Annotated in this window: 14 protein-coding genes; 12 read left to right on the top strand and 2 right to left on the bottom strand. The window is 64.9% G+C overall.

All coding sequences use genetic code 11. The features are described from left to right. Positions 1–113: 113 nt before the first annotated feature. The 12 genes from AC1Q7Q_RS15590 (at position 114) to mnmH (ending at position 11,904) form a co-directional block, all read left to right on the top strand. On the top strand, positions 114–914 hold the full coding sequence (locus tag AC1Q7Q_RS15590; protein ID WP_492374379.1) for a TorF family putative porin: 801 nt from the start codon (positions 114–116) through the stop codon (positions 912–914). A gap of 65 nt (positions 915–979) precedes the next feature. After that, positions 980–1,318 carry a P-II family nitrogen regulator gene (locus tag AC1Q7Q_RS15585; RefSeq protein WP_006159494.1) on the top strand — a complete coding sequence of 113 codons (339 nt, stop codon included), beginning with the start codon at positions 980–982 and terminating at the stop codon, positions 1,316–1,318. 31 nt (positions 1,319–1,349) lie between these two features. After that, positions 1,350–2,894, top strand: coding sequence for an ammonium transporter (locus AC1Q7Q_RS15580; protein ID WP_492374378.1), 1,545 nt, complete (start codon positions 1,350–1,352; stop codon positions 2,892–2,894). A 496-nt stretch (positions 2,895–3,390) separates the two neighbouring features. Then, entirely contained in the window at positions 3,391–4,686 is a 1,296-nt protein-coding gene (gene gshA / locus AC1Q7Q_RS15575) for a glutamate--cysteine ligase (RefSeq protein WP_492374377.1), read from the top strand. Positions 4,687–4,715: 29 nt separating this feature from the next. Next, positions 4,716–5,669 carry a glutathione synthase gene (gene gshB / locus AC1Q7Q_RS15570; RefSeq protein WP_492374376.1) on the top strand — a complete coding sequence of 318 codons (954 nt, stop codon included), beginning with the start codon at positions 4,716–4,718 and terminating at the stop codon, positions 5,667–5,669. A 52-nt stretch (positions 5,670–5,721) separates the two neighbouring features. Next, the gene (locus tag AC1Q7Q_RS15565; protein ID WP_150989660.1) at positions 5,722–6,177 is read left to right on the top strand and encodes a PTS sugar transporter subunit IIA; all 456 of its coding nucleotides are present in this window, start codon (positions 5,722–5,724) and stop codon (positions 6,175–6,177) included. Continuing rightward, positions 6,146–6,415 carry an HPr family phosphocarrier protein gene (locus AC1Q7Q_RS15560; protein ID WP_035861002.1) on the top strand — a complete coding sequence of 90 codons (270 nt, stop codon included), beginning with the start codon at positions 6,146–6,148 and terminating at the stop codon, positions 6,413–6,415. The genes AC1Q7Q_RS15565 and AC1Q7Q_RS15560 overlap by 32 nt, the downstream gene beginning before the upstream one ends. A gap of 139 nt (positions 6,416–6,554) precedes the next feature. Beyond that, positions 6,555–8,330: a phosphoenolpyruvate--protein phosphotransferase gene (ptsP, locus tag AC1Q7Q_RS15555; protein ID WP_492374375.1), complete on the top strand. Its 1,776-nt coding sequence runs from the start codon at positions 6,555–6,557 to the stop codon at positions 8,328–8,330. A gap of 234 nt (positions 8,331–8,564) precedes the next feature. After that, positions 8,565–8,861, top strand: coding sequence for a (2Fe-2S)-binding protein (locus AC1Q7Q_RS15550; RefSeq protein ID WP_492374374.1), 297 nt, complete (start codon positions 8,565–8,567; stop codon positions 8,859–8,861). Positions 8,862–8,972: 111 nt separating this feature from the next. Beyond that, on the top strand, positions 8,973–9,452 hold the full coding sequence (gene bfr, locus AC1Q7Q_RS15545) for a bacterioferritin (protein WP_006159487.1): 480 nt from the start codon (positions 8,973–8,975) through the stop codon (positions 9,450–9,452). Positions 9,453–9,712: 260 nt separating this feature from the next. Next, positions 9,713–10,780 carry a selenide, water dikinase SelD gene (gene selD / locus AC1Q7Q_RS15540; RefSeq protein WP_492374373.1) on the top strand — a complete coding sequence of 356 codons (1,068 nt, stop codon included), beginning with the start codon at positions 9,713–9,715 and terminating at the stop codon, positions 10,778–10,780. Next, positions 10,780–11,904: a tRNA 2-selenouridine(34) synthase MnmH gene (mnmH, locus tag AC1Q7Q_RS15535; RefSeq protein ID WP_492374372.1), complete on the top strand. Its 1,125-nt coding sequence runs from the start codon at positions 10,780–10,782 to the stop codon at positions 11,902–11,904. Before selD ends, mnmH begins: the two co-directional genes overlap by 1 nt. Before the next feature lie 15 nt (positions 11,905–11,919). Here the strand turns inward: mnmH and AC1Q7Q_RS15530 are convergent, their stop codons facing one another. Beyond that, on the bottom strand, positions 11,920–12,687 hold the full coding sequence (locus tag AC1Q7Q_RS15530; protein WP_492374371.1) for a HesA/MoeB/ThiF family protein: 768 nt from the start codon (positions 12,685–12,687) through the stop codon (positions 11,920–11,922). 62 nt (positions 12,688–12,749) lie between these two features. Next, the gene (locus AC1Q7Q_RS15525) at positions 12,750–14,339 is read right to left on the bottom strand and encodes a S41 family peptidase (RefSeq protein ID WP_492374370.1); all 1,590 of its coding nucleotides are present in this window, start codon (positions 14,337–14,339) and stop codon (positions 12,750–12,752) included. Positions 14,340–14,347 lie beyond the last annotated feature (8 nt).

The following is a 14,347-nucleotide window of genomic DNA, read 5'->3' as shown; positions in this document are numbered from 1 at the left end:
ACGCCACGGTTCCCTCCTGGCACGGCAGTTGCAGTAATGGTGGCAGGAGCCTCGTTTTACAAACTACTTTCAAACACACGAGTACCGAGCCAGAGGAAAAGGAGAACAAACCCATGAAGAAGTTGGCCCTTGCAGTCAGCGCCAGTGCAGTTGTGCTTTGCGGGCTCGCCCCCGCCGCCTTCGCCCAGAGCAGTGCGCAGGAGGGCGGTGCACCTACCGACGCCGCCGAGGCTTCGCCGCACACCTTCACCGCCAACGTGACCCTGGCCAGTGAGTATCGCTATCGCGGTTTGATGCAGACCAACCGCCGCCCGGCCATCCAGGGCGGTTTCGACTACTCGCATTCGAGCGGCTTCTATGTGGGTAACTGGAACTCGAGCATCAGCTGGCTCGGCGACAGCAATCCGAAAGTCTCGGCACCGATCGAGATGGACTTCTACGGCGGCTTCAAGAACACGGTGACGCTGGCCGGCCTGGAGTGGAACTATGACGCTGGCGTGCTGCAGTACTACTACCCGGGCGATTACCCGAACGGCTTCACCCGCCCGTACACCACGGAACTGTATGTCGGCGCCGGCGCTGGCCCGGTGTTCTTCAAGTACTCGCAGGCGCTGACCAACCTGTTCGGCTTCGCTGACAGCAAGTACAGCTACTACGCCGACCTGTCGGCCAATGTGCCGCTGAACTTCTGGGACCTGACACTCAATGCCCACGTCGGCTACCAGAACGTGAAGCACGTGAACAGCGCCTCCTACACCGACTGGAAGCTCGGGCTGACCAAGGACCTGGGCAAGGGCTTCGCACTGGCGATCGCTTATATCGACACCAATGCGCACAAATCGGCCTATACCAATGTACCGGGCCGCTACGTCGGCAAGGCTACAGCCTGGGCTTCGATCACCAAGACTTTCTAAACACGCATCAGGTCGAGCGGGCGCCGGACGCGAGGCCGGGCCGTCCCGCTCAGAGGAGAAATCGGATGAAACTGATCATCGCCGTCATCAAGCCGTTCAAGCTCGACGAGGTGCGCGAAGCGCTCTCGGACGTGGGCGTGTCCGGCATCACCGTGACTGAAGTCAAGGGCTTCGGCCGCCAGAAGGGCCATACCGAGCTGTATCGGGGCGCGGAGTACATCGTGGATTTCCTGCCCAAGGTGAAGATCGAAGTGGCCGTCCCGGACGACGTGGTCGACCGGGCCATCGAGGCGATCGAGAAATCGGCGCGCACCGGCAAGATTGGCGACGGCAAGATCTTTGTCGCACCGATCGAGCAGGTCATCCGCATCCGCACCGGCGAGACCGGCGGCGACGCGCTGTGACGCACAGCCCAACGACAAGAGGTTAATCACAATGAAATCCTGGTTCAAGCGCATCCTGACAACCGGCGCCATGGCGCTGGCCTTGGGCACGGCCGGCATCGGCCTGTCCACCCACGCCATGGCGCAGGACAAGCCCGCGGCCGAAGCCTCCGCGCCGGCCGCCGCCGCCGCCACGGCCGCACCTGCAGCTGCCTCCGCTCCCGCGGCAGCGGCGGCGGCAGCTGCGCCAGCAGAGGCTGCCGCCCCTGCCGCAGCACCGGCACCGGTGCCCAACAAGGGCGATACCGCGTGGCTGCTGGTCTCCACGGCCTTCGTGATCCTGATGACGCTGCCTGGCCTGGCGCTGTTCTACGGTGGCCTGGTCCGCTCGAAGAACATGCTGTCGGTGCTGATGCAGTGCCTGGTGATCTTCTCGCTGGTGTCGCTGTTGTGGGCCATCTACGGCTACAGCTTCGCCTTCACCGAGGGTAACGCCTTCTTTGGCGGCACCGACCGGCTCTTCATGAAGGGGCTCAATGTCGATGCCGTGGCTGCCACCTTCTCCAAGGGCGTGGTGGTACCGGAACTGGCTTACTTCGCCTTCCAGTGCGCCTTCGCAGCCATTACCTGCGGCCTGATCATCGGCGCTTTCGCCGAACGCGCCAAGTTCTCGGCGGTGCTGGTCTTCGTGGTCCTGTGGTTCACCTTCTCGTACATCCCGATGGCCCACATGGTCTGGTTCTGGCCTGGTCCTGACCTGTACACCGACGCGGCAGCCGGCGCGGCAGCCACGGCCAAGGGTGGCTGGCTGTTCCAGAAGGGCGCGCTCGACTTCGCTGGCGGCACGGTGGTGCACATCAATGCAGCCGTGGCTGGCCTGGTGGGTGCCTTCATGTTCGGCAAGCGGATCGGCTTTGGCCGTGAGGCCCTGCGTCCGCACAGCCTGACCTTCACCATGGTGGGCGCCTCGCTGCTGTGGTTCGGCTGGTTCGGCTTCAACGCCGGCTCGGCGCTGGAAGCCAACGGCTCGGCCGCGCTGGCTTTCGTCAACACTCTGCTGGCGACCTGCGCCGCCGTGCTGTCCTGGACCTTCGGCGAATGGATCAGCAAGGGCAAGCCCTCGATGCTGGGTGGCGCTTCGGGCGCAGTGGCTGGCCTGGTGGCCATCACCCCGGCGGCCGGCTTCGTCGGCCCGATGGGCTCGATCGTGATCGGCATCGCCGCCGGCCTGCTGTGCCTGTGGGGCGTGACCGGCCTGAAGAAGCTGCTGGGCATGGACGACTCGCTCGACGTCTTCGGCGTGCACGGCGTGGGCGGCATCCTGGGTGCGCTGCTGACCGGCGTGTTCGCCGCGCCAAGCCTGGGCGGCACGGGTGTCTATGACTACGTGGCCAACAAGGTCTCGGACGATTATTCGATCGCGGGCCAGGTGTGGATCCAGTTCGAAGGCGTGCTCACCACCATCGTGTGGTCGGGTGTGGTGGCCTTCGTCGCCTTCAAGCTGGTGGATATGCTGATCGGCCTGCGGGTGCCGGAAGAAGAAGAACGCGAGGGCCTGGACATCACCTCGCACGGCGAGACCGCGTATGAAGCCTGATCGTAAAGGTGTTGTGCTGGAGAGCTGATTGGGAATCTTCTCTCAGGAGTTTCGCCCGGCCTTGTGCCGGGCTTTTTTCATTTCAGGCGTCCGCCGCGGGCGGCCGGGCCAGGCGGAAAGCGGAGCCGGCGGCTTTTTCGCAAAGTGCTTAAATCCGATCTTAAAAAGCTTCAATTGTTTTTGAGGGGGGGCGCACATACAGTGCCAGTGAGGCAGTTTCCTCCACCTGCAGAACGCTCCCCGTATCTGTCAGGCCATTTGAAAGCGCGGCTCCGGTCGCGCTTTTTTTTGCCTCCCGGCCTTGCTGGCAGGCCGCCCGGAAGTGCTTCGGATTCCTCTTAGGGCCTCCCCCTTTTATTCCGGGCCCCCATCCCCATATCCGTATCCCTTATCCCTTATGCCGGCGCTCGCATATGCTTATTCAGGCGGCGCCAGCAGCCAATTGGCCGTTCCTCTACAATCTGGGCGAACGATAAAGACGATCAATAGGATGTTTATGGTCCCGCATCTCATCACCGCGCTGAACGGTCCACTGCTCGAGCTGGAAAAAAAGATCCTGGATGCGACGCCGTCCATCGAGCGCTGGTTCAGGCTGGAATGGCAGGAACATACGCCTCCGTTCTACTGTTCGGTCGACCTGCGCAACGCCGGCTTCAAGCTGGCCCCGGTCGATACCAACCTGTTCCCGGGCGGGTTCAACAACCTGGCGCCTGAAATGCTGCCGCTGGCAGTCCAGGCGGCGATGGCGGCGATCGAGAAGATCTGCCCCGACGCCAAGAACCTGCTGCTGATCCCCGAGCGCCACACCCGCAACATGTTCTACCTGCAGAACGTGGCGCGGCTGTCGCTGATCATGCGCCAGGCCGGCCTTAACGTCCGCCTGGGCTCGCTGTCCGAAGACATCACCGAACCCACGCCGATCGAGCTTCCCGATGGCCAGACGCTGGTGGTGGAGCCGCTGGCCCGCCTTGGCGCGCGTGGCCGCCGCCTGGGCCTGAAGGACTTCGATCCCTGCTCGATCCTGCTCAACAACGATCTCTCCGCCGGCATTCCCCCGATCCTGGAGAACATCAACGAGCAATACCTGCTGCCGCCGCTGCACGCGGGCTGGTCCACGCGCCGCAAGTCGAGCCATTTCTCGGCCTATGACGAAGTCGCCAAGAAGTTCGCCAAGCTGATCGACGTGGATCCGTGGATGGTCAACCCGTACTTCGCCAAGTGCGGGGGCATCGATTTCCATGAGCGCATTGGCGAGGAGGCGCTGGCCGACTCGGTCGAAGGCGTGCTCAAGAAGATCGCCAAGAAGTACCGCGAGTACGGCATCAAGGAAACGCCGTATGTCGTGGTCAAGGCCGATGCCGGCACCTATGGCATGGGCATCATGACCATCAAGGATGCGTCCGAGATCAAGGGGCTGAACCGCAAGGAACGCAACAAGATGAGCGTCGTCAAGGAAGGCCTTGAGGTCAACGACGTCATCATCCAGGAAGGCGTGCACACCTTCGAGAAGGTCAACGAGGCGGTGGCCGAGCCGGTGGTATACATGATCGACCGCTATGTGGTCGGTGGCTTCTACCGCGTCCATACCGGCCGCGGCAACGACGAGAACCTGAATGCGCCGGGCGCGCATTTCGTGCCGCTGGCGTTCGCGCCCAACGGCATTCCGGACAGCCATGCCAAACCGGGCGCGGCCGTGCCGAACCGCTTCTATATGTATGGTGTGGTGGCGCGGCTGGCTTTGCTGGCGGCGTCGCTGGAACTCGAGAAGACCGACCCCAATCCGATTCTCTGAGACAAACGCTGCGACCGGGACGAGCCAACATGCGCATTCTGTTTATTACCGACCCGCTGGACACCTTCAAGACCTACAAGGACTCGACCTACGCCATGATGGTGGAGGCGGTCGAGCGCGGCCATGAGCTGTTTGCTTGCCTGCAGTCGCAACTGTCGCTGTCGGCCCATCAGGTCGAGGCGGTGGTGCGCCCGCTGCAGCTAACGGGCGACGCCCATGACTGGTACCGCGCGGGTGAGCCGGGCCTGCAGCCACTGACCGGCTTCGATGCGATCGTGATGCGCAAGGATCCGCCCTTCGACATGGAATATGTGACCAGCACCTGGCTGCTGGAGCTGGCCGAGTCGCAGGGCGCCAATGTGTTCAACAAGCCGCAGGCGATCCGCGACCATTCCGAAAAGCTGGCGATAGCCCGCTATCCCGAATACATCACGCCGACCCTGGTCACCCGTGACGCGGATCGTATTCGCGCGTTCCACGCGGAGCATCGCGATGTGATTTTAAAGCCGCTTGATGGCATGGGCGGGATGGGCATCTTCCGGGTTGGCGCGGATGGCCTGAATCTTGGCGCCATCATCGAGACGCTGGGGGAGAACGGTGCGCGCACCCTGATGGTGCAACGTTATATTCCCGAGATCAAGGACGGCGACAAGCGCATCCTGCTGATCGGCGGCGTGCCCGTGCCGTACTCGCTGGCGCGTATTCCCAAGGACGGCGAAGTGCGCGGCAACCTGGCGGCGGGCGGCACCGGCCGTGCCCAGGAGCTCTCGGCACGCGATCGCGAGATCGCCGAGGCGCTGGCCCCGGGCCTGTGGGAACAAGGCCTGCTGCTGGTTGGGCTGGACGTGATCGGCGACTACCTGACCGAAGTCAATGTGACCAGCCCGACGTGCTTCCAGGAAATCACGCAGCAGACCGGGTTCCAGGTGGCTGCCATGTTCATCGACGCCCTCGAGCACGCGGTACAGGCGCGTTCGCGCTGAATCACGGGCGGGCTGCCTGCTACAATCGCGTCAATCCAACGGATTCACCACCATGGCAGGCATCCTGATCATCGCGCACGCCCCGCTGGCTTCGGCATTGCGCGAGTGCGCCGCCCACGTCTATTGCGGCCAGCCCCAACGGCTCGAGGCGATCGACGTCATGCCGGACGCGGAGCCCGCCGCCGTGCTGGCCGAGGCCCGGCGCCGCCTGGCCGAAGTCTGCGAAGACAACGGCGCACTGGTGTTGACCGATATCTTTGGCGCCACGCCGGCCAACATTGCCGCGCGCCTCGCCGAGCCGGGCCGCGTCAAGGTGCTTGCCGGCGTCAACCTTCCCATGCTGGTGCGCGCCATCTGCTACCGTGCCGAGAAACTCGACCAGCTTGCCCTCAAGGCGCTGGCGGGGGGCTCGCAGGGTGTGCTGCAGGTAGGCTCCACCACCGTCCAGAACCAGATCGCAAATCATCCCGACAAATATGCTGCAGAGGGACACCAACATAATCAATAAGCTTGGGCTGCATGCCCGTGCTTCCGCCAAGCTGACGCAACTGGCGGGCAACTTCGTCAGTCAGGTCAAGATGTCGCGCAATGGTCGGCAGGTCGACGCCAAAAGCATCATGGGTGTCATGATGCTGGCCGCCGGCATCGGCTCCACCGTGACCATCGAGACCGACGGACCCGATGAGCAAGAGGCCATGGACGCGTTGCTGGCGCTCATCGCCAATCGCTTCGGCGAAGGGGAGTAGGAGGCCGGGTACGGGATGAAAGGCGGCAGTGCCGAGCGTGGCGGCGGGCCTGGCCGGGGTCGCTTCGCCGCATCCTGAAGCCGTTTCCAAGGTGGCTGGCCCTGGCCAGATTTTTTAAACGTTCCTGACGGAGCGGTACATGCCATTTGCCCTGCACGGCATCCCGGTTTCGCGCGGCGTCGCCATCGGGCGCGCGCATTTGCTGGCGCCTGCCGCGCTTGATGTCTCCCATTACCTGGTCGACGAAGACCGGCTTGATGCCGAGGTCGAGCGCCTGCGTTCGGCGCGCGCGGCGGTGCGGGCCGAGCTGGTCACGCTCAAGCGGGATCTGCCGCGCGAGGCGCCGGAAGAACTGGGCGCCTTCCTCGACGTGCATGCCATGATCCTGGATGACGAGGCGCTGGCGCGCGAGCCCGAGGCGCTGATCCGCAACCGGCGCTACAACGCCGAATGGGCGCTGACCACGCGGCTCGAAGAGCTGATGCGCCAGTTCGACGAAATCGAGGACGAATACCTGCGCGAACGCAAGGCGGACATCCGCCAGGTGGTCGAGCGCATCCTCAAGGTGCTGGCCGGCGCGGCCGTGTTGGCCCCGGCCCCGGTGCCACCTTCCTCCCTGGCTCCTGACGGCGAGCCCGCGCCCGGCGTGATCGTGGTCGCCCACGACATCTCGCCGGCGGACATGCTGCAGTTCCGCCATACCGTGTTCCACGGCTTCGTGACCGACCTTGGCGGGCGCACTTCCCATACCGCCATCGTGGCGCGCAGCCTCGATATTCCCGCCGCCGTAGGCGTGCAGAGCGCCAGTGAGCTGATCCGCCAGGACGATTGGGTCATCATCGACGGCGATGCGGGCCTGGTCATCGTGGATCCTTCTGCGATCATCCTCGAAGAGTACCGCCACCGGCAGAGCGAGCGCGCGCTGGAAAAGAAGCGCCTGCAGCGCCTGCGCCATACGCCTGCGGTGACGCTGGACGGGCTCGAGATCGACCTGCTGGCCAACATCGAGATGGCGGAAGATGCCACCGCGGCGCTGACCGCGGGTGCGGTTGGCGTGGGCCTGTTCCGCTCCGAGTTCCTGTTCATGAACCGGCGCGGCGAGCTGCCCGACGAGGAGGAGCAATTCGAGGCGTACCGCGGCGCCGTGGACGCCATGCACGGGCTGCCCGTCACGATCCGCACCATCGACATCGGTGCCGACAAGCCACTGGATGGCCGCGACGGCCGGGATGGCCGCGGCGACGATTTCGAGACGGCCCTCAATCCGGCGCTGGGCTTGCGCGCGATCCGCTGGTCGCTGTCCGAGCCGGCCATGTTCCTGACCCAGTTGCGCGCGCTGCTGCGTGCCTCGGCCTTTGGCCCGGTGCGGCTCCTGATCCCGATGCTGGCCCATGCCCGCGAGATCGACCAGACCCTGGACCTGATCGCGCAGGCCAAGCGCCAGCTCGACGCGCGCGGCCAAGCGTTCGACCCCAACATCAAGGTCGGGGCGATGATCGAGATCCCGGCCGCCGTGCTGATGCTGCCGCTGTTCCTGCGGCGCATGGATTTTCTCTCCATCGGCACCAATGACCTGATCCAGTACACGCTGGCCATCGACCGCGCCGACAATGCCGTGGCGCATCTCTACGACCCGCTGCACCCGGCGGTGCTGCAACTGATCGCTCGCACCATCCGCGAGGCCAACCACGCTGGCGTGCCGGTGGCTGTGTGCGGCGAGATGGCCGGGGATCCCGCCATGACGCGCCTGCTGCTGGGCATGGGGCTGCGCGAGTTCTCGATGCATCCCTCGCAGTTGCTGCGGGTCAAGCAGGAAGTCCTGCATGCCGACTGCGAGAGGCTGGAGCGGCTGGTGGAGCGGGTGCTGACCGCTTACGAGCCGGAGGAGCTCGCTTGCGCGTTGAAACTGCTCTGACAACCCTGATTCCGTTAAGGTTTTTACGAAAATCCAACGCTGTGAAGATGTATTTTAAGGCACTTTTCTGCAGGTTGTGACGTTCCCGGTCTTTGCAATATCCGGGCTAAGTGCCGCGCTCTTGGCATGTACCTTTTGTAGTTTAATGGGAATTGTTATCATTTTCGATCTCTGATATTCTGGCGTACATCGCGGGTGACATGCCGGTGTCACCCCTCTCCCAAGGAGGGATTTGTGTACGTTTGCATCTGCAATCAGGTTACCGACCGAGAAATTCATGGTGCTGTGCATCTAGGCGTGTCCACGCTCGACGAGCTGGCTGAAACGCTAGGTGTTGGCACCTGCTGTGGCCGCTGCCGCGAATGCGCCCAACAGGTGCTTTGCGAAGGCGTCGCGGCGGTACGCAACGTCAAGGTCTCCACCATCCAGGTCGTGCCCATTTCTTCCTGTTCGTCGTCGGGCCCACGTGCCATAATGGACACTCGGGACCCGGCAGTCGCGAACGACCGGCGCACTGAGCTGGTTGCTTAAACTCGCTGCAACTTTCAGGTTGCGGCGCGTGTTCGCTTGTTTTGACTGCCTGCGGCGCGCCTTGCGCCGCTTCGCGTTTTTGCGGGGGCCCGTTGCAACAAGGAGCCTCCAATGAAAGGTGACAAGAAGGTCATCCAGCATCTGAACGCGCAGCTGAAGAACGAGCTGACCGCGATCAACCAATACTTCCTGCACGCTCGCATGTACCGCCACTGGGGCCTGAAGAAGCTCGGCGATATCGAGTACAAGGAATCCATTGGCGAGATGAAGCATGCTGATCGCCTGATCGATCGCATCCTGATGCTTGACGGCCTGCCCAATCTGCAGGACCTCAACAAGTTGCTGCTGGGCGAAGACACCCCGGAAATGCTCAAGTGCGACCTGAAGCTCGAGCAAGGCGCGCATGCCACCGTCAAGGAAGGCATTACGTATTGCGAATCGGTGGGCGACTATGTCAGCCGCGAGATCCTGGTCGAGATCCTGACCGATACCGAAGAGCACATCGAATTCCTCGAGACGCAGCTCGACCTGATCGACAAGGTTGGCCTGCCGAACTATCTGCAATCGCAGATGGAGCCGGGCGAGCAATAAGCCGCCCAGCAGCCGGCCGCAGGTTCGCAAGAACCCAGTGGCCGCAACCGCGCGGCGCCACTCGGTGCTGCCGGTTCCGCCCGCATCCTGGCGGTAACCCTTATCATTCAGATTCCCATTCTTCACCCAGCCTGACCGCCCTTGCCAGGGCCGGTGTTCGCGCCAGCTTGAGCGCGATCCGCCTATGCTGCGCAGAAGGGGGCCGAATCGGCATCGCACCACACCACACCAGACCAAACCAAACGACAGGAGCCAGCATCATGGCAGACCCGATCCGCCTGACGCAGTACAGCCATGGTGCCGGCTGCGGATGCAAGATTTCGCCGCAGGTGCTCGACGTGATTCTTGCCGGCAGCGGCAACCAGCATCTCGATCCGCGCCTGTGGGTCGGCAATGCCTCGCGCGACGATGCGGCGGTTTATGCGCTGGATGGGCTGGAGGAGGGCCGTGGCGTGGTCTCCACCACCGATTTCTTCATGCCGATCGTCGATGACCCGTTCGACTTCGGACGCATCGCTGCCACCAACGCCATCAGCGACATTTACGCCATGGGAGGCGATCCGCTGCTGGCCATCGCCATCCTCGGCTGGCCGGTCAAGCTGCTGCCGCCCGAGGTGGCGCGTGAGGTGGTGGCGGGTGGGCGCCGTGCCTGCGAGGAAGCGGGCATCCCGCTTGCCGGCGGGCATTCCATCGATGCTCCGGAGCCCATCTTCGGGCTTGCGGTGACGGGCGTGGTCGACCGCGCGCACCTGAAACGCAACGACACCGCGACCGCCGGCTGCCGTCTGTACCTGACCAAGCCGCTGGGCATCGGCGTGCTGACCACTGCCGAGAAGCAGGGTAAGCTGCGCGCTGAGGATATCCACCTGGCTCGCGACTGGATGTGCGTGCTCAATCGTCCGGGCAGCCGCTTCGGCAAGCTGGCCGGCGTGCGGGCCATGACGGATGTGACCGGCTTTGGCCTGCTCGGGCACCTTGTCGAGATGGCAGACGGCAGCCGCCTCACAGCGCGTCTTGACCACGCCGCCGTGCCGTTGCTGCCGGAAGTGCTGCGCTACGTCGAGGCCGGTTGCGTGCCCGGCGGCACCCAGCGCAACTTCGATAGCTACGGCGCACGGATCGGCGCCGGGATCGACAACCGGGGCGGCGCGTTGAGCGAGGTGCAGCGCGCCTTGCTGTGCGATCCGCAGACCAGCGGAGGCTTGCTGGTGGCGGTCGAGCCTGCCGGTGAGGCCGGTTTCCATGCCGCCTGCGCGGAGTTTGGCCTGGCACTGGCGCCGGTCGGCGAGTTCGTCGAGCAGGGCCGGTACGCCGTCGAGGTGATCTGATGCGCGAGGATACGGCCGACTTTCGCCAGCTCTTTCTTTCCGGCGCGCCGCTGCTCGATGCGCGCGCGCCGGTGGAGTTCGCGCGCGGCGCGTTTCCGGGCGCGGTCAACCTGCCGCTGATGGACGATGCCGAGCGGCACCAGGTTGGCTTGTGCTATGAGGAACAAGGGCCGCAGGCCGCGCTCGCGCTGGGCCACCAGTTGGTGACCGGCGAAATCCGCGCGGCGCGAACCGCGGGCTGGGCGGCCTTTGCGCGGGCGCATCCCGACGGCTACCTGTATTGCTTCCGCGGCGGCCTGCGCTCGCAGATCGTGCAGCAATGGCTGCGCGAGGACGCCGGCATCGCTTATCCGCGTGTGACGGGCGGCTACAAGGCGATGCGCGGCTTCCTGATCGAGACCCTGGATGCGGCCGCCGCCGAATGCAGCCTGCTGGTGCTGGGCGGCATGACCGGGAGCGGCAAGACCGAGCTGATCGCTGACCTGGTCACGGGCCCGAGCGGCAGCCGGGACGCCGCCATCGACCTGGAGGGCCAGGCTCGCCACCGCGGGTCCAGCTTTGGCCGGCGCACGGTGGCGCAGCCCACGCAGATCGATTTCGAGAATGGCCTGGCGATTTCGCTGCTGCGCCATCGCGCGGCCGGGCTGCCGGCGCTGGTGGTCGAGGACGAGGGGCGCTTCATCGGCGCGCGCAACCTGCCGCAGGCCTTCTATCAGGCGATTCAGGTAGCGCCGCTGGTCTGGCTGGAGGAGTCCTTCGAGGCGCGCGTGCGCCGCGTGCTGGAAGACTACGTGCTCGGTCTGTCGGGGGAGTTCATGGCGGCACTGGGTGAGCAGGCAGGTTTCGCCGCTTACGCGGCGCGCCTGCGCGATGCCATGGCGGCCATTGCCAAGCGGCTCGGCGGCACGCGCTACGAGCGGCTCTCGGACTTGCTGGACCAAGCGCTGGCGCGCCAGGAGGAAACGGGCGAGACCGACCTGCATCTGGGCTGGATCGCCTTGCTGCTGCAGCAATACTACGACCCGATGTACGCCTACCAGCGCGAACAGCGCGAGGCCAGGATCGTGTTCCGCGGCGAGCGCGCCGCGGTGCTGGCTTTCCTGCGTGAGCGCACCCGCGCCTGAACGCGCGCAGGCCGCCTAGGGGGTGGCCTGCGCGTGCGCGCCACCGCAGACTTCGCAATCGGCCACGCGCGCGAGGCGCATCGTGGTCCATTCCATGCCAAGCGCATCGACCATCAACAGGCGGCCGGCCAGGGTGGTGCCGACGCCCATCAGCAGCTTGAGGGCCTCCGCCGCCTGCACCGTGCCCACCATTCCCACCAGCGGCGCGAACACGCCCATGGTGGCGCAAGCCACTTCCTGCGCCGGCTGCGAGGGCGGGAACAGGCAGGCATAGCAGGGCGCGCCCGGCTGGCGGTGGTCAAACACGCTGATCTGCCCGTCGAAGCGCAGGGCCGCGCCGGACACCAGGGGCACGCTGTGCTGGACGCAGGCGCGGTTGACGGCCTGGCGCGTGTCGAAGTTGTCGCAGCAATCGAGCACCACGTCGGCATCGGCCACCAGGCGCGCTAACTCTGCGGCGCCCACGCGCGCCTGTACCAGGCGCACGTCGATGCCCGGGTTGATGCGCAGCATGCCCTCCCGCGCCGATTCCACCTTGGGGCGTCCGACATTGGCGGTGGTGTGGATCACCTGGCGCTGCAGGTTGGTCAGATCGACCACGTCGTCATCGACCACGGTGATGGTGCCCACGCCGGCCGAGGCCAGGTAGGGCAGGGCGGCAGCGCCCAGGCCGCCCGCGCCGATCACCAGCGCGTGGCTGGCGAGCAACCGGCTCTGGCCCTCGATGCCGAGTTCGTCGAGCAGGATATGCCGCGAATAGCGCAGCAGTTGATCGTCGTTCATGCGTCGTTCATGGCGTGCAATGCAAAAGCGGCCCCGCGGGGCCGCTGTTATTCATCAGGATTTCAGGGGGCCTTGCCGGTCGGCGTGCCCAGCGGCGTGCCCATCGGGGCGCTGGCCGGCGGCGCGCCGGCTGGTGCCTTGCTGGCCGGCTTGGCCGGGGTAGCCGCCTTGGTTGCCGCAGGCTTGGACGGCTTGTCCGACGTGGCCACGGCTTCAAGCTTGGACTTGGAGCGCTTGACCGGCTGGCCTTCGAGCTGGGCAATGGCTTGCTGCAGCATGAAGTCCTCGGCCGAGCCGAACTCGATCGGCTTCTTCTTGCGTTCCTTGTCGCGTTCTTCCGGCGTTTTCTTGGCGTTTTCTTCCTCGAGGCGGCGCAGTTCCTCGACGCGGCGCTGCTCGCGCTCGTTCATCTCGGGCTCTTCCGATTCCTGCTTGTTGTGCAGGTGGCGCTCGGTGTCGATCTCGCGGGTGATCAGCGCGTCGTCAGGATCGCCTTCCGGGTTCTGGTCGACCGGGATGTCCGGGCGGATGCCCTTGGCCTGGATCGACTTGCCCGTCGGCGTGTAGTAGTACGCGATGGTCAGCTTGATGCCGGTGTCGTTGGTGAGCGGGCGCACGGTCTGCACGGAGCCCTTGCCGAACGTGGTCTTGCCCATGATCAGCGCGCGCTTGTGGTCTTGCAGCGCGCCGGCAACGATTTCGGACGCCGACGCCGAGTAGGCGTTGGTCAACACCACCATCGGGATCTTTTTATACAGCGCCGGCAGGTCCTTGAGCGGATCGTCCTCGAGCGAGGACAGCCGGTAGTTGTTGAACGTGGTCTTGTAGACACGCTTGGCATCGGGCACCTGGCCATTGGTCGAGACCACGGTCACGTCGTCGGGCAGGAAGGCTGCCGCCACGCCGACCGCGCCTTGCAGCACGCCGCCGCCGTTGTTGCGCAGGTCCAGGATCACGCCCTTCAGGTTGGGGTTCTTCTGGGCCAGTTCGTCCAGTTTCTTGCCCAGGTCGGCCACCGTGCGTTCCTGGAAGCTGGTCAGGCGGACCCAGGCGAGGCGGTCATTGTCGATCAGCTTGGCCTTGACCGACTGCACGCGGATCTCCGCACGCGTGATCGACACCGGGAAGGTGCGCTCGTCGCTCTTGCGATAGATGGTCAGCGTGACCTTGGTGCCCGGCTCGCCGCGCATGCGCTTGACTGCCTGCTCCAGTGGCAGGCCGCGCACAGGCTTGTCGTCGATGCGGGTGATCAGGTCGCCGGGCTGGATGCCGGCGCGGAAGGCGGGGGTGTCTTCGATCGGGTTGATCACCTTGACGAGCCCTTCTTCCTGCGAGATTTCGATCCCCAGGCCGGCGAAGCGTCCGCGCGTGCCTTCCTGCAGTTCCTTGAAGTCCTTCTCGTCCAGATAGGCCGAATGCGGATCCAGGCTGGCGACCATGCCTTTGATGGCTTCGGTCAGCAGCTTCTTGTCATCCACCGGCTCGACATATTCGCGCTTGATCTGGCCGAAGATGTCGGCCATCAAGCGCAACTGCTCCAGCGGGAGCGGCCCCGGCGAATTCTGCGCCGTGGCCGATAGTTGCAGCGTGGCGAGCACGCCGGCAACGAGTCCGGCAGTAACAAGACTGATGTTCTTGAGCGTCTTACGCATGAGGGCTG

The sequence above is a fragment of the Cupriavidus sp. GW823-FHT07A04 genome (assembly GCF_058794615.1).
The sequence above is the reverse complement of the archived record's forward strand: the minus strand, read 5'-3'. Positions and strand labels throughout refer to the sequence as shown.

What these genes read in the sequence shown, in the direction of transcription:
- AC1Q7Q_RS15580 (WP_492374378.1), top strand. Translation starts at nt 1,350, where the DNA reads ATGAAATCCTGGTTCAAGCGCATCCTGACAACCGGCGCCATGGCGCTG.
- bfr (WP_006159487.1), top strand. Translation starts at nt 8,973, where the DNA reads ATGAAAGGTGACAAGAAGGTCATCCAGCATCTGAACGCGCAGCTGAAG.
- AC1Q7Q_RS15560 (WP_035861002.1), top strand. Translation starts at nt 6,146, where the DNA reads ATGCTGCAGAGGGACACCAACATAATCAATAAGCTTGGGCTGCATGCC.
- AC1Q7Q_RS15530 (WP_492374371.1), bottom strand. Translation starts at nt 12,687, where the DNA reads ATGAACGACGATCAACTGCTGCGCTATTCGCGGCATATCCTGCTCGAC.
- AC1Q7Q_RS15585 (WP_006159494.1), top strand. Translation starts at nt 980, where the DNA reads ATGAAACTGATCATCGCCGTCATCAAGCCGTTCAAGCTCGACGAGGTG.
- selD (WP_492374373.1), top strand. Translation starts at nt 9,713, where the DNA reads ATGGCAGACCCGATCCGCCTGACGCAGTACAGCCATGGTGCCGGCTGC.
- AC1Q7Q_RS15590 (WP_492374379.1), top strand. Translation starts at nt 114, where the DNA reads ATGAAGAAGTTGGCCCTTGCAGTCAGCGCCAGTGCAGTTGTGCTTTGC.
- mnmH (WP_492374372.1), top strand. Translation starts at nt 10,780, where the DNA reads ATGCGCGAGGATACGGCCGACTTTCGCCAGCTCTTTCTTTCCGGCGCG.
- gshB (WP_492374376.1), top strand. Translation starts at nt 4,716, where the DNA reads ATGCGCATTCTGTTTATTACCGACCCGCTGGACACCTTCAAGACCTAC.
- AC1Q7Q_RS15525 (WP_492374370.1), bottom strand. Translation starts at nt 14,339, where the DNA reads ATGCGTAAGACGCTCAAGAACATCAGTCTTGTTACTGCCGGACTCGTT.
- gshA (WP_492374377.1), top strand. Translation starts at nt 3,391, where the DNA reads ATGGTCCCGCATCTCATCACCGCGCTGAACGGTCCACTGCTCGAGCTG.
- AC1Q7Q_RS15565 (WP_150989660.1), top strand. Translation starts at nt 5,722, where the DNA reads ATGGCAGGCATCCTGATCATCGCGCACGCCCCGCTGGCTTCGGCATTG.
- ptsP (WP_492374375.1), top strand. Translation starts at nt 6,555, where the DNA reads ATGCCATTTGCCCTGCACGGCATCCCGGTTTCGCGCGGCGTCGCCATC.